This is a genomic window from Streptomyces sp. NPDC018964 (assembly GCF_044390325.1).
Taxonomy (GTDB): Bacteria; Actinomycetota; Actinomycetes; order Streptomycetales; family Streptomycetaceae; genus Streptomyces.
This window is the reverse complement of the sequence record NZ_JBIRYZ010000004.1, coordinates 352,039-365,925: the sequence shown is the minus strand read 5'-3', so window position 1 is coordinate 365,925 and position 13,887 is coordinate 352,039. Positions and strand designations below refer to the sequence as shown.

Below are 13,887 nucleotides of genomic sequence, written 5' to 3'. Positions count from 1 at the left end.
TCATGGAGGCGGGCGCCGGGGGTTTTCCACAGGGTTCGGTACCGGGTTGGCCAATTGTCGGCGTGGTCTGGTTCGCTTGGTGGCATGGAGATTCTCTGGGTCCTGATCGCGCTCGTCATGCTCGGCTTCGTGGTGGTGCCGTATCTGAGGCGCGGGCGTGGGGCGATCACGCAGGTCCCCGCCGGCCACCCGGACGCGGCGGACCCGGCGGCCTACGGCTTCGCCCGCGAGGAGGAGCTGGACGTCCGCATGCCCGGCCCCGACCAGGACCTGCTGGACGTCCTGGACCTGGTGCAGCGCACCCAGGACTACCGCGCGGCGCAGCAGCTGCTGGCCGGCACGGACGCGGAGGACGAGCGGCGCTGGCAGCGCGTCCAGGCGTTCGCGGGCGCGGCCTCGCTGGAGCTGAAGCAGCGGCCCGGCGGGGTGGGCGAGGCGCCGGGCGGGCAGTGGCTGCGGGTGTGGCGGACCGAGATGCCCAAGGACGCCGGGGGAGCAGCGGTGCACGCCGAGTTCCTGGTGCAGCAGGCGTGGCGTACGGCGACGCCCGGGACGGACGAGTTCCGGATCATCATGGAGGAGGCGAAGGCGGCGTGCGGCGAGGCCGCGCTGCTGGCTCCCGGTGACCCGGTCCCGTACATCGTGGAGCTGTCGGTGGCGCGGGGACTCGGCTACTCCCAGCAGGACTTCGAGCAGCTCTGGCTGAAGATCCTGGACCGTGCCCCGGCCCACATGGGGGCGCACCTGGCCGCGCTGCACTACTGGTGCGAGAAGTGGCACGGCTCGCGGCAGCAGGCGTACGCGTTCGCGGAGGCCGCGGCGGCGCGGGCGCCCCAGGGCTCCCTCCTCGCCGCCCTGCCGCTCTTCGCGGTGTTCGAGCACCTGCCCGAGGTGAACCTGGTCGCCGGTTTCCACCGGAGCGAGACCGTCACCAAGGCGGTGCACGGCGCGCTGCACGCGGTGCACTCGGCCCGGCCCGACGACCCGATGTCGGCGCACGTGCGGCACCTGCTGGTCTTCTTCCTGGTGCGCGGCGAGCGCTGGGCGGAGGCCATGAGCCAGCTCATACACATCGACGGCCACGTGGGCGCCCTCCCCTGGACCCTCTCCCCCGACCCGGCCGCCGAGTTCGCCGTCCACCGCGCCCTGGCGGTGGCCGGCTACGAGGCGAACGGCGGCAGCCCGGCGACACTCCCGCACTGACCGTCGCGGTACGGATCCCGGCGGAGCGCCTCGTCGGCCGGCTCGTCGACCTGGCCGGTACGGGTGTCGACGTCAGCGACTTCGGCAACGGCCCCCGACCGGGCGGCCCGCACCGCACGGACGCGGCCGGCGGCTGGTTCTCCCCCTGGTGGCGCCCCGTGAGCCGCTCGTCGTCATCGTCCGGATCGTGCCCCCGTTCGCGGCACTGCGACCGGCGCGCCCCCGCGTCGGCGACGAGGGGGCGTGCCAGGCGTCAGATCGTCGCCGTGTCGATCACGAAGCGGTAGCGGACGTCGCTGTTCAGGACGCGCTCGTACGCCTCGTTGATCTCGGCCGCGCCGATCAGCTCGATCTCCGCGCCGATGCCGTGCTCGGCGCAGAAGTCCAGCATCTCCTGGGTCTCGGCGATGCCGCCGATCATCGAACCGGCGAGGGTCTTGCCGCCCCCGAGCAGCGAGAAGAGGTTGAGGGCGACCGGCTCCTCGGGAGCTCCCACGTTCGCCAGCGTGCCCTCCGTCCTCAGCAGGGACAGGTAGGCGTTGAAGTCCAGCGGGGCCGACACCGTCGACACGATCAGGTCGAAGGTGCCCCGCAGCTCCTCGAAGGTCTTCGGGTCGCTGGTGGCGTGGTAGTGGTCGGCGCCCAGCTTGAGGCCGTCGTCCTTCTTGCGCAGGGACTGCGACAGCACCGTCACCTCGGCGCCCAGCGCGTGCGCGATCTTGACGCCCATGTGGCCGAGGCCGCCCATGCCGAGGACCGCGACCTTCTTGCCGGGGCCGGCGCCCCAGCGCTTCAGCGGGGAGTACAGGGTGATGCCGGCGCACAGCAGGGGCGCGGCGACGTCGAGGGCCAGCCCGTCGGGGATGCGGACGACGTAGTTCTCGTCGACGACGATCTTCTCCGAGTAGCCGCCGTAGGTGGGCTCGCCGTTCCGGTCCACGGCGTTGTACGTGCCGACCATGCCGCTGCCGGTGCAGTACTGCTCCCGTCCGGCCCTGCAGTTGTCGCACTCCCGGCAGGAGTCGACCATGCAGCCGACGCCCACGCGGTCACCCACCTGGTACCGGGTGACGCCGGGGCCGACCTCGGACACCACACCGGCGATCTCGTGGCCGGGGACCATCGGGAAGATCGCCTCGCCCCAGCCCTCACGGGCCTGGTGGATGTCGGAGTGGCAGATGCCCGCGAACTTGATGTCGATCAGGACGTCGTGCTCGCCGACCGCGCGCCGCTCGACGGTCGTCCGCTCCAGCGGAGCCTTGGCGGCGGGTACGGCGTATGCGGCAACAGTGGTCATGCCGGAGGTTCTCCTCGTGAGGTCGTGCGCCCGGCTGCCTTCTGTCCGGCCGGGCACGGCCTCCAGCCTGCGACGACGTCCCCGGCTTACCCAGACCACGCTTCTGCCTACGTTGGCTGTGCGTACCACTGACGGGGACAGGATGCCGTGCGTACGACCGGGAATACTGGAGACATGGACGAACGGCACACCCACCCGGCCGGCCCCGCGGGCGGCGGCCTCGACCCACGGGCGGAACTCAGCGAGTTCCTGCGCACCCGGCGGGCCCGGCTGAAGCCGGAGGACGTGGGCCTGCCGGACTTCGGACGGCACCGCCGGGTGCCGGGCCTGCGCCGCGAGGAGCTGGCCCAGCTCGCCGGGGTGTCCGTGGCGTACTACACGCGCCTGGAGCAGGGCAACGGGCGGAACGTGTCGGCGGAGGTGCTGGACTCGATCGCGCGCGCCCTGCGTCTCACCGACGCCGAGCGGTCCCACCTCACGCACCTGGCGAAGCCGAGGCAGCAGCGGCGGAAGCCGGCGGCCCGGGCCCAGCAGGCCCGCCCGGCGCTGCGGCACCTGCTGGAGTCGATGGACGCGGTCCCGGCGTACGTGGTGGGCCGGCGCTCGGAGATCCTCGCCTGGAACCGGATGGCGGCGGCGGTCTTCGGGGACTGGGGCCGGCTCCCGGCGCAGGAGCGGAACTGGGCGCGGCTGGTGTTCCTGCACCCGGACCAGCGGGAGCTGTTCGTGGAGTGGGAGCAGAAGGCGTACGACATGGTCGCCTACCTCCGCATGGACGCGGGCCTCCATCCGGACGATCCGCAGCTGTCCTCGCTGGTGGGCGAGCTGTCCGTGAAGAGCGAGGAGTTCCGCAGGCTGTGGGCGGCGCACGACGTCAAGGAGAAGAGCCACGGCGTCAAGCGCGTCCGGCATCCGCTGGCCGGTGAGCTGACGCTGCTGTGGGAGTCGTTCCGCCCGGCCGGTGACGACACCGGGCAGTCGCTGGTCACGTACTTCGCGGAGCCGGGTTCGCCGTCGGCGGAGGCCCTGAGGCTGCTGTGCAGCTGGGGCACGGACGCCCGACGGGCCGGGGCGGACGCCACGGCCCCCTGAGACGGACGGCCACGACTCCCCGGGGCCGGGCGGGCCGCGACTCCCCCGGGCCTGAACACCACACCCCCCCCCTGAGACGGACCACCACACGCCCTTCGGGACGGACGGGTCACAACTCCCCCGAGCCGGAACACCACACCCCTGGGACGAACCACCACAACCCCCTGGGTCGGGCGGGCCACGGCTCTCCGGGGCCGGAACACCACAGCCCTCTGAGACGCCCCCCGGGACGGACGCATGACTCCCCCGGGCCGGACCAGCACAGCCTCCGGGACAGGCAGCCACAGCCCCCGGGCCGGGCGGTGGTCCTCGGTCCTCGGCGTCCGGGGCCTCCCGCGTCGGCCTCCGTGCCGTCGGCAGCCGGGGCCCGGCGTCACGGAGGTGGCGCCGGGCCCTTCGCCCCGCTCCGCGGGAACGGGCGTCCGCCCCGGCCCCGGAGAACGCGGAACGGCCCGCCGGAAGGGAAGTCCTCCGGCGGGCCGTCCGCTCACGGACTACTTGCCGTAGTACGCGTTGTAGATCGAGATCGTCGACTTGTTGCCCTTCTTGTCGGCGATCTTGGCGTGGAAGGAGACGGCCTTCCCCTTCGACGGGTTCTTGAAGGTGATCTTCCCCTTCGTGACCGTGGTCTTCTTCCAGGTCTTGCCGTAGTCGTAGGACACGTACACCGACAGGGACTTGAGGTTCTTGCCCTTGGCGGCGCCCTCGACGGTGACCGGGACCGTGACCTTCTTGCCGGCCGTCACCTTGCTGTCCAGCCCGGTGGCCGCCTGGAAGCGGACCGTGGAGGCGGGCAGCTGCTTGAGGTCGGCGGTCTTCTTGGAGCGGAAGGTCCAGCTCGCGTCGATCCGCGTGGAGGCGGCGGCGACCTTGGCGCTGCGCTTGACCGAGGTGGTCAGCTTGTAGGAGGCGTCCGCGGACGGGACCTTGAACTCCTTCTCGCCGAACAGCGGGTCGTCGTGCGAACCGACCTTCTTGCCGTTGCGGTAGAGGCTGGTGGTGGCCGACGTGAACACCGAGGAGCCGGGGTGGCCCTTGCCGTCGGCGAACAGCGGGACCAGCCCGGAGATGCTGTTGCCGTCACGGAAGATGCCGTAGTCGGAGGTGAGGCTCGGCCCGAAGACGGCCGTGTTCACGGTCTCCTTGTACGTCTTGCCGCCCTTGTAGCCCTTCGCGTACCCGATGACGTAGCCGGCCTCCCAGATCGGCCAGCCCTCGGCGTCGACACCGCCCTGCTGCTCGAAGTCGAGGTCCCACTTCACCCCGGACACGGTGGACAGGTGCAGCGTGCGGGTACCGGGCAGGCTCTGCGGGCTGCCGAACGAGGAGGCGCCGCTGCTCCCGGGCAACGTGCCGAAGGCGCTGACGGCACCCTTCTTGCCGCTCGCCGCGGCGCCCATGCCGACCTTCACCGTGGCGAACTCGCCGGCCTTGTAGTTCCGGGTGTACCCGGTGGCGAGGTTCTTCACCTTGGCGCCGGTGACGGCGCTGTACTGCTCCTTGGTGCCCTTGCCGAAGTGGGCGTCCCACTGCTGGTACAGCGAGCCGTCGGTGATCTGCGGGCCGAGGTGGGCGGAGCGGAAGTTGTCGTACGAGTCCAGCCACCAGCCGAAGCCGTGGGCCGAGTTCTTCGTCTCGACGGTGTAGTCGGCGGAGGCGAATCCCTGCTTGGCCGCCTTGTCCGGCACGGTGATCCTCACCGGCTTGGCCTTGCGGGCGTCCAGCGTGATCGTCGTGTCCTTGGTGACGTTCAGCTTCGGCTGGGCGAGCCAGTCGACGCCCTCGTACTCCTCCGAGGCGGGGTCGGGGTTGACGAAGACGCCGGTGTCCAGGACGTAACCGCCCTTGGGCACGCGGACGGTGACGGTGCCGTCGGCCTCGTAGGGCTGGTACCACCGGTTGGCGGCCAGGCCGGAGATGCCGGAGAGGTTGGCGACGTAGTTGGGGGCCGGCTTGCCCGCGCGGTCGAGGAACTTCAGCGTCACGTCGTACGACTCGACCTCGCGCTGCACCGCGGCCGCGGTGCGCACGGTCTGCCCGCCGCCCGTCGCGACCACGTACGCGGAGTAGGCGCCGTCGAGGGTGCCGCCGAGCCGGGTGTCGACCGTGAGGTCCACGGAGGCCCTGCCGCCCGCGGGGACGGTGACCGTGGTGGCACCGAGCTTGAAGAAGCCGGCCGGGGCCGCCTTGCCCTTGGGGCCGGTCGCCGTCGACGTCAGCTTCAGCGTGACGTCCGTCGTGCCGAGGTTGCGGTAGGTCAGCTCCTTGGTCACCGGCTTGTCGTCGGTGTGCGGCCACTGCTGGACGCCGAAGCTCAGCGACACCGGGTCGGCGATCACGGTCTGCTTGATGGCCTTGTCGACCTGGACGCGGCCCGACCCCTGTTCGAACGGCGTGTACGCGCCGCCCTTGGTGGAGCCGGTGAGCGCGCCCTTCAGCTCCGCGTAGGTCCACTCCGGGTGCTGCTGCTTGAGGATCGCCGCCGCGCCCGCGACGTGCGGGGTCGCCATCGACGTACCGGAGATGGTCATGTAGCCGGCCGGGCTCTCGCCGACCTCCTTGGCGATGTCGTTGCCCTTCGCCGAGGCGGCCGTGATGTCGACGCCGGGAGCGGTGACGTCCGGCTTGACGGCGCCGTCGCCGACACGCGGGCCGGTGGAGGAGAAGTCGGCGAGCGCGTCCTTGTCGTCGACGGCACCGACCGTGAGGGCGGCGTCCGCGCTGCCGGGCGAACCGACCGACTGCGGGCCCTCGTTGCCGGCCGCGATGGCGAACAGGACGCCCTTCTCGGCGGAGAGCTTGTTGACGGCCGCTTCCAGCGGGTCGACCTCGGCGGTGTCCATGCCGCCCAGGCTCATGTTGACGACGTCGGCGCCCTGCGCGGCCGCCCACTCCATGCCGGCGAGGATGCCGGAGTCGTCGCCGAAGCCGGAGTCGTCGAGGACCTTGCCGTTGAGGATCTTCGCGCCGGGAGCGACGCCCTTGTACTTGCCCTTGGACTGGGCGCCCGTGCCGGCCGCGATGGAGGCGACGTGGGTGCCGTGGCCGACCTTGTCGCCGGCGGTGGCCGCGGAGGTGAAGTTCTTGGACTCGGTCACCTGGCCCTTGAGGTCCGGGTGGGTGCCGTCGACGCCGGTGTCGAGGACGGCGATCTTCACGCCCTTGCCGTCGTAGCCGGCCGCCCATGCCTTCGGGGTGCCGATCTGCGCCACCGACGTGTCGAGGGAGGCCTTGCGGACCCCGTCGAGCCAGACGTGGGCGATGCCGGAGGCGGTGCGGTCGCCGTCGGTGACGGCGTCCCACAGCTCGGGCGTCTCCTCGTGCGGGGTCTGCACCGCGTCCGCGTTCAGGGACTTCAGGGTCCGGCGGACCGTGCCCGCGTCCCGGACGTCGGCCTTGGCGCTCGCCGCGGCGCCCTTGTAGCCGACGATGACCTTCAGGCCCCGCTTCTGGGAGCCGCGGGTCGTGGCCTTGTTCAGTTCGGTGACGTCGAACAGCCGCTGGTCCAGCCTGCCGCTCGCGATCAGCCGGGCGGCGTCGGCCGGCACCACCAGGGTGTGGCCGCCGGTGCGGCGGACCTGCACGGGTATGTGCTCCCGGCCCTCGGCCCGCTCCAGGCCGACCACGCGGCCCTTGGCGTCCACCGCGACCCGGTCACCCGTGATCAGCGTGATCCGGTGCTTGGCCTTCAGCGAGGACGCCTCCGTCGCCGAGGCGGCGGTCGTGCGCTCCCCCTTCGCCGACGCCGGGCCGGCCATGCCCGCCGCGAGTGCCACGGCGGTCGCCGTGGCGATCGTGGCCGCGCACGCTCTCTTCACTTGTCTGTGCAAGGTTCCCCCTAGCGAAGTCGCCGGGCGAACTCGACGTCACCCGGCCGGGGGTGGTCTCGTACGTATGCGCGCACCCCCCGGAACACGCAGTATGCCGAGGGGTGATCAAGCGCCTCAAGGGATGCCGGGAAGGGTGCGGAAGTCGCCGGGTGGCTGTAACACCACCGACGGAACTCCGTTACACGATCGTGCTCTTGGGGTTCTCCTTCACGGTGATCCGCCCCTTGCGGATCGTCGCCAGGCGCGGGGCCGCCTTCGCGATGGCCGAGTCGTGGGTGACCATGACGAAGGTCAGTCCCAGCTCCTTCCACATGCGGACGAGCACGTCCATGATCTCGTCGCGCGTCGACTCGTCGAGGTTGCCGGTGGGTTCGTCGGCGAGCAGCACCTTCGGTTCCTTCACCAGCGCCCGCGCGATGGCCACGCGCTGCTGCTGACCGCCGGACATCTCGCCGGGCAGGTGGCCCAGCCGCTCGCCCAGACCGACCGACGCCAGCGCCTCGGCGGCCTTCTCCCGGCGCTCCTTGGCCTTCACGCCGAGCGGGACGAGCGCGGTCTCGACGTTCTCCTGCGCGGTGAGCGTGGGGATCAGGTTGAACGACTGGAAGACGAAGCCGATGTTCTCGCTGCGGACCCGGGTGAGCCGGGCCTCGGGCAGCCTGGCCAGGTCGGTGCCGTCGAGGACGATCTCGCCGGAGGTGGGCCGGTCGAGGCCGCCGAGCATCTGCAGCAGCGTGGACTTGCCGCCGCCGGTGGGGCCCTGGATGACGAGCCGGTCGCCGTCGGGGATGGTCAGGTCGACCCCGTCGAGGGCGTGGACGGTCTCCTTGCCGCGCGTGTAGCGCCGGGTGACGCCTCTGAGTTCGTACATGGTTCTGCTCCTGGATCGCGTACGGGGGTGGGGCCCGTCCGCTGCGGGCGGGCCCCGGTTGCCGGTGCCGGGCGGGTGCTACTCGACGCGGCGGAACGCGTCGGCCGGCCGCAGCCGGGAGGCGCGCCAGCCGCCGAAGGCGCCGGCGACGAGGCCGCCGGCCACGGCGAGGCCGACCGCGAGGGCGACGGTGGTGAGGCTGACGGGCGCGGTGAGCGCGATGTCGAGGGTCTTGGCGGCGGTCTGCCGCCCGGGGCCGCCCGTCCCGCCACCGCCAGGTCCGCCCATGCCGCCGGCGCCACCGGTGCCGCCGCCGAGCTGGGCCTGCAGGGTGGGGCTGACGGCGGTGACGGCGTAGGCGCCCGCCAGGCCGAGCGCGATGCCGAGGGCGCCGCCGATCAGGCCCTGGACCATGGACTCGCCGACCACCTGCCGGGTTACCCGGCCGGACTTCCAGCCCAGCGCCTTGAGGGTGCCGAACTCGCGCACCCGGCGGGAGACGGCGGAGGAGGTGAGCAGGCCGGCGACGAGGAACGCCGCCACGAGGACCACGACGGACAGCCACTTACCGACGCCGGCGGCGAGCGAGGAGGCGGTGGACAGGGAGCCGGAGACGGTGTCGGCGAGGTCGGCGGAGGTCGTGACGGTCGTACCGGAGATGTTCTTCTGGATGCCGGACTTGACGCTGTCGATCCGCTGGGAGTCGGTCACCTGGACGTAGATCGTGGTGACCTTGTCCTCGGCGTCGGCGAGGGTCTGCGCCTGCTTCAGCGGCAGGTAGAGGTTGGCCGCGGCGTCCCCGCTGGTGGCGGTGGCGATGCCGATGACCTTGTACTCGGTGCCCTTGACGGTGACGGTGTCGCCGGTCTCGAGCTCCTTCTCCTTGGCGTAGGCGGAGTCGGCGACGGCGACCTTCGCGTCGGTCTCGGTCGTCTTGAAGGTGCGTCCGTCCGTGATCTCGGAGGAGGTCAGCGGGCCGAGGGCGGGCTCGGTGACGTCGGTGCCGTAGACGGAGTAGCTGTTGACGTCGAAGTTGGCGCCGCCGCCCTCGATCCGCCCCTGCGGGGAGGACTGGCCGCCGCCGGGACCGGCGCCCTGGCCGCCCTCGGCGCCCTGGCCGTCCTGCTGGAACTGGCCCCGGGTGAACTCACCGCTCACCTTCATGACTTGGAGACTCAGCCCGCCCACCGCGCCGGCGACGCCGTCCTGCTCGCCGACCTTGTCCACGGTGGAGCTCGCCAGGGTCTGGAAGCCCTGCACCATGACGCGGTCGCTGCTCTGCTCCTCGCCGGAGTCGTCGTCCTGGGCGTCGAACCGGAACCGGGGGCGTTCGCCGGTGGTCCCGGACTGGGCCTCCGCGGCCTTGGTGACCGTCATGTCCGTGCCGAGCCCGTACAGGGACTCCAGGACCTTCTCCTGCGCCTTGCTCATGCCGGAGGACACGGAGGTGACCACGACGACCAGGGCGATGCCCAGGGCGAGGCCGGAGGCGACGACGAGGGCCGCCTTTCTGCGGCGGCGCAGCTCGCGCCTCAGGTAGGTGAAGAACATGGCGGCAAGCTAGGGACGGCGGGTGATGAAGCGATAAGCGCTCCATAAGAGCCCCATGAGAAGGCCGATGCCGCCGTCCGCTCCCCGAAGGGGCGGACGGCGGCATCGGCCGGGTGGTGGGGTGGAGCGCCGCGCGTGCGCGGCCGGCGTCAGACCGCCGAGCCCGCCTTCCACTCCTCCCAGCTCATGTTCCAGCCGTTGAGGCCGTTGTCCGGGGCGATGGTCTTGTCGCCGGTGTTCTGGACGACGACCACGTCACCGATGATCGAGTTGTCGTAGAACCAGGCGCCCGGCGTGCTCGGGTCGTTCGCGCCCTTGGTGTCGGACAGGCCCACGCAGCCGTGGCTGGTGTTGACGCTGCCGAAGATGGACTTGGCGCCCCAGTAGTTGCCGTGGATGAAGGTGCCGGAGGTGGACAGGCGCATGGCGTGCGGCACGTCCTTGATGTCGTACTCGCCCTTGCCGTCGTCGTCGGTGAAGCCGACCGTCGCGCCGTTCATCCGGGTCTCCTTGAACTTCTCGGAGATCACCATCTGGCCCTCGTACGTCTTGTTCTCGGGCGCCCCGGCGGAGATCGGGATGGTGCGGACGGTCTTGCCGTCCTGCGTGACCTTCATCTGCTTGGTCTTGGCGTCGACGTACGTCACCTGGTTGCGGCCGATCTTGAAGGTGACCGTCTTCTGCTGGACGCCGACGACGCCTTCGGCGCCCTCGACACCGTCGAGCGCCAGCTTCAGCGTGACGGTGGAGTTCTCCTTCCAGTACTCGTCGGGCCGGCAGTCCATGCGGTTGGCGTTGAACCAGTGGCAGACGACCTCCTGGCCGCTGCTGCTGGTGACGGTGATGCCCTTCTGCACCTCGGCCTTGTTGGTGATGGCCTTGTCGAAGTTGATCGACACCGGCATGCCGACGCCGACGGTGGTGCCGTCGTCCGGGGTGAAGGTGCCGATGAAGCTGTTGTCCGGGGCGACCGTGGTGAACGAGGCGTTCTCGTGGGCGGCGAGGCCCGCGGCGTCCTCGGCGGTGGCCGACAGCTTGTAGGTGGTGGCGCGCTCGAGCTGGGCGCTGGGCTTCCAGCTCTTCTTGTCGGCGGATATCTCACCGTCGACGGCGGTGCCGTCGGCGGTGGTCATCTTCACCTCGGTGAGCGTGCCCTTGGCCACGGTCACGGTGGCGGAGTTGTTGATGGAGGCGTTGTTGGAGCCGTCCTTCGGCGTGATCTTGATCTGCGCCTCGGAGGACTTCTTGGCCGCCGCCTCGTCGACCTGGGCCTGCGAATCGCCCTTGCCGTCGCCCGCGGCACTGCTGTCGCCGCCTGAACACGCCGAGAGCACCAGCACTCCGCCGAGCAGGGCGGACGCGGCCGCCAGACCCCTGCGCCGCTTACCGTCCGTCATCACACGCTTCTCCATCGTTGCCGAATCCCGACCCCACGAGTCCCCGGCGCGAAGCCGAAGGAGCTCGTCCACAACCTTCAACGCTACGACCGGGTGCTCCCGTTCCCCACGGCCCGCGGGTGTGGGGCTCGCCACGTCCACCGGGGCCGGTGATGAGGGCGCCGGTCGGTGCGCCGTGGCTTGAGACGTCATCACCCGGGCGGCGGTTGCCGCCCGGGGTCACGATTTCCCCAAAACGCCTCAGCCGACCCTCCCCGCACCCTCCTCGTCGTCGCCGTAGGGCTCGCCGTCATCGTCCTCGTCGAGGTCCCACTCCGGGGAGTCGGGGTCGTAGTCGATCTCCTCGCCGCTCCAGGAGGCCTGCAGCAGCTCCACGCCCGGTACCTCGTCGATCAGGGCGAACGGATCGACGAGCTGGGCGAGGGCCTCCGCGGTGTCCTCCGTCACGGCGCTCTCGGCGTGCGCCCGTTCCTCGTCCGGCATGTCGCCGTCGTCCGCGATCCTGCGCAACGCGGCCCCGGTCACCGCCTCCTCGTCGTCGATCTCGAGGACGAGTTCCACGCGAAGCCGTACGAATCGTGATGTCTCTGGGGTGCTCATGCCCGGAGCGTACGGCTTCGGACCCCCGTCGCTTTCCCGTGACCCGCGCTGTTCACTAACATCGCCCCACACGGCCAATTCGCCAGTAACGCAAGGGGATCGATATTCCGTGTCATCCGCGCTCCGTCCGTTGCTGACCGCCACCGCCGCGGGCACCCTGCTGTGCGCCCTGTGGTTCGTCCCGTCCGCGAACGCGACCTCGAACACACCGGTGGCGGACACGGTCTCGGCAACTCCGTCGCCGCAGGTCACGGAGCAGGCGAGAGTCATGTCGACGTCCGTCGACAGTGCCGGCGAGGACGTCCGCCTCGCGGACACCGGCAGCTTCGACAGCACTCCGTACATCGTCGGCGGCACCACCTGCCTCGCCCTCGGCGCCGGCTTCATCGTCTACTCGGTCCGCCGGGAACACCTGGGTCTGTAGCCGCGCACCGGGGCCCGGCGGAACCACCGCCGGGCCCCGGCCGGTTCAGCCCAGCGGCCCGGTGACCGCCTCCACGGCCGCCACCAGCCGCCCGTCCCGCACGAACGCGTCCGCCGCGGCGAGGTCGGGGGCGAGGTGACGGTCGGGCCCGGGTCCGCCCACGCCCGCCGCCCGTACGGCCTCGACGACCGCCCGCGTGGCCGGTGCCGGGGTCAGTCCCTCGCGCAGTTCCACGGCCCGGGTGGCGGCGTACAGCTCGACGGCGAGGACCCAGGTGAGGTTGTCGACGGCCGTCCGCAGTTTCCGCGCCGCCGACCAGCCCATGGAGACGTGGTCCTCCTGCATCGCGGAGGACGGGATGGAGTCCGCCGACGCCGGTACGGCGAGCCGCTTCAACTCGCCGACCAGGGCGGCCTGCGTGTACTGGGCGATCATCAGACCGGAGTCCACGCCGGGGTCGTCGGCGAGGAAGGGCGGCAGCCCGTGGCTGCGGTTCTTGTCCAGCAGCCGGTCGGTGCGGCGCTCGGTGATGGAGGCGAGGTCGGCGACGGCGATGGCGAGGAAGTCCAGTACGTAGGCGACCGGCGCCCCGTGGAAGTTGCCGTTGGACTCCACCCGCCCGTCGGGCAGCACCACCGGATTGTCGACGGCGGCCGCGAGTTCGCGTTCGGCGACCAGCCGGGCGTGCGCCAGGGTGTCCCGGCCGGCGCCGGCGACCTGCGGGGCGCAGCGCACCGAGTAGGCGTCCTGGACGCGGGGCGCGTCGTCCTGGTGATGTCCCGTCAGCCCGGACCCCTCGAGTACGGCCAGCATGTTGGCGGCGCTGGCGGCCTGGCCGGGGTGCGGGCGGATGGCGTGCAGCTCGGGGGCGAGCACCTTGTCGGTGCCGAGCAGCGCCTCCAGGGTCAGGGCGGCCGTGACGTCGGCGGACTTGTACAGCAGGTCCAGGTCGGCGAGGGCCATGACCAGCATGCCGAGCATGCCGTCGGTGCCGTTGAGGAGGGCGAGCCCCTCCTTCTCGCGCAGTTCGACGGGCTGGATGCCGTGCTCGGCGAGCAGTTCGCCGGCCGGCCGCACGCTGCCGTCGGGGCCCTCCGCCTCCCCCTCGCCCATCAGGGCGAGGGCGCAGTGGGACAGCGGGGCGAGGTCGCCGGAGCAGCCCAGGGAGCCGTACTCGTGCACGACCGGGGTGATCCCGGCGTTCAGCACGTCGGCCATGGTCCGCGCGACCTCGGGCCGGACGCCGGTGCGTCCGGAGCAGACCGTCTTCAACCGCAGGAACATCAGGGCGCGGACGACCTCCCGCTCCACGCGGGGTCCCATGCCGGCGGCGTGCGAACGGACGATGTTGCGCTGCAGCTGGGCGCGGAGCTCGGGGCTGATGTGCCGGGTCGCCAGGGCGCCGAATCCGGTGCTCACCCCGTAGACGGGCTCCGGCTTCGCGGCCAGGGCGTCCACGATCTCGCGGGACGCGGCGAGGGCGGCCACCGCCTCCGCGGACAGTTCGACGCGGGCACCGCCGCGCGCCACGGCGAGCACGTCGGACGCGGTCGTCCCGGACGTCCCCACCACCACGGTATGCATACTCATATTCAGGAGCGTACGCACTGAATTCAATGGTG

Annotated in this window: 10 protein-coding genes; 3 read left to right on the top strand and 7 right to left on the bottom strand. The window is 71.4% G+C overall.

All coding sequences use genetic code 11. The annotated features are described in order from the left end of the window. The first annotated feature begins 84 nt into the window (after positions 1-84). Positions 85-1,203 carry a hypothetical protein gene (locus ACH5AO_RS09425; protein WP_398923452.1) on the top strand — a complete coding sequence of 373 codons (1,119 nt, stop codon included), beginning with the start codon at positions 85-87 and terminating at the stop codon, positions 1,201-1,203. A 253-nt stretch (positions 1,204-1,456) separates the two neighbouring features. Here ACH5AO_RS09425 and ACH5AO_RS09420 read toward each other — a convergent pair whose 3' ends face one another. After that, complete coding sequence (locus ACH5AO_RS09420; RefSeq protein WP_398923450.1) at positions 1,457-2,500, bottom strand: NAD(P)-dependent alcohol dehydrogenase; 1,044 nt, start codon at positions 2,498-2,500, stop codon at positions 1,457-1,459. Between the two features lie 174 nt (positions 2,501-2,674). Between ACH5AO_RS09420 and ACH5AO_RS09415 the strand changes: the two genes are divergently transcribed. After that, positions 2,675-3,592 (top strand): helix-turn-helix domain-containing protein, encoded by a 918-nt coding sequence (locus ACH5AO_RS09415; protein WP_398923448.1) that lies wholly within the window; start codon positions 2,675-2,677, stop codon positions 3,590-3,592. Between the two features lie 494 nt (positions 3,593-4,086). Here ACH5AO_RS09415 and ACH5AO_RS09410 read toward each other — a convergent pair whose 3' ends face one another. The 5 genes from ACH5AO_RS09410 to ACH5AO_RS09390 all read right to left on the bottom strand — a co-directional run bounded on the left by ACH5AO_RS09410 (position 4,087) and on the right by ACH5AO_RS09390 (position 11,841). Further along, the gene (locus ACH5AO_RS09410; RefSeq protein ID WP_398923446.1) at positions 4,087-7,410 is read right to left on the bottom strand and encodes a S8 family peptidase; all 3,324 of its coding nucleotides are present in this window, start codon (positions 7,408-7,410) and stop codon (positions 4,087-4,089) included. Positions 7,411-7,600: 190 nt separating this feature from the next. Further along, positions 7,601-8,293, bottom strand: a complete 693-nt coding sequence (locus tag ACH5AO_RS09405; RefSeq protein WP_398923444.1) for an ABC transporter ATP-binding protein — start codon at positions 8,291-8,293, stop codon at positions 7,601-7,603. Positions 8,294-8,371: 78 nt separating this feature from the next. Beyond that, positions 8,372-9,844 carry an ABC transporter permease gene (locus tag ACH5AO_RS09400; protein ID WP_398923442.1) on the bottom strand — a complete coding sequence of 491 codons (1,473 nt, stop codon included), beginning with the start codon at positions 9,842-9,844 and terminating at the stop codon, positions 8,372-8,374. Positions 9,845-9,993: 149 nt separating this feature from the next. Next, positions 9,994-11,241, bottom strand: coding sequence for an Ig-like domain-containing protein (locus ACH5AO_RS09395; RefSeq protein WP_398923440.1), 1,248 nt, complete (start codon positions 11,239-11,241; stop codon positions 9,994-9,996). Between the two features lie 240 nt (positions 11,242-11,481). After that, positions 11,482-11,841, bottom strand: coding sequence for a hypothetical protein (locus tag ACH5AO_RS09390; protein WP_398923438.1), 360 nt, complete (start codon positions 11,839-11,841; stop codon positions 11,482-11,484). 109 nt (positions 11,842-11,950) lie between these two features. On the opposite strand from ACH5AO_RS09390, the gene ACH5AO_RS09385 reads away from it, so the two are divergent. After that, complete coding sequence (locus ACH5AO_RS09385) at positions 11,951-12,265, top strand: hypothetical protein (RefSeq protein ID WP_398923436.1); 315 nt, start codon at positions 11,951-11,953, stop codon at positions 12,263-12,265. A gap of 45 nt (positions 12,266-12,310) precedes the next feature. Here ACH5AO_RS09385 and hutH read toward each other — a convergent pair whose 3' ends face one another. Continuing rightward, positions 12,311-13,849 (bottom strand): histidine ammonia-lyase, encoded by a 1,539-nt coding sequence (hutH, locus tag ACH5AO_RS09380; protein ID WP_398923645.1) that lies wholly within the window; start codon positions 13,847-13,849, stop codon positions 12,311-12,313. Positions 13,850-13,887: the final 38 nt, after the last annotated feature.

Bases quoted from the DNA above. Each gene is read 5' to 3' on its own strand.
- ACH5AO_RS09425 (WP_398923452.1), top strand. From the start codon at position 85: ATGGAGATTCTCTGGGTCCTGATCGCGCTCGTCATGCTCGGCTTCGTG.
- ACH5AO_RS09420 (WP_398923450.1), bottom strand. From the start codon at position 2,500: ATGACCACTGTTGCCGCATACGCCGTACCCGCCGCCAAGGCTCCGCTG.
- ACH5AO_RS09415 (WP_398923448.1), top strand. From the start codon at position 2,675: ATGGACGAACGGCACACCCACCCGGCCGGCCCCGCGGGCGGCGGCCTC.
- ACH5AO_RS09405 (WP_398923444.1), bottom strand. From the start codon at position 8,293: ATGTACGAACTCAGAGGCGTCACCCGGCGCTACACGCGCGGCAAGGAG.
- ACH5AO_RS09400 (WP_398923442.1), bottom strand. From the start codon at position 9,844: ATGTTCTTCACCTACCTGAGGCGCGAGCTGCGCCGCCGCAGAAAGGCG.
- ACH5AO_RS09395 (WP_398923440.1), bottom strand. From the start codon at position 11,241: ATGACGGACGGTAAGCGGCGCAGGGGTCTGGCGGCCGCGTCCGCCCTG.
- ACH5AO_RS09390 (WP_398923438.1), bottom strand. From the start codon at position 11,841: ATGAGCACCCCAGAGACATCACGATTCGTACGGCTTCGCGTGGAACTC.
- hutH (WP_398923645.1), bottom strand. From the start codon at position 13,849: ATGCATACCGTGGTGGTGGGGACGTCCGGGACGACCGCGTCCGACGTG.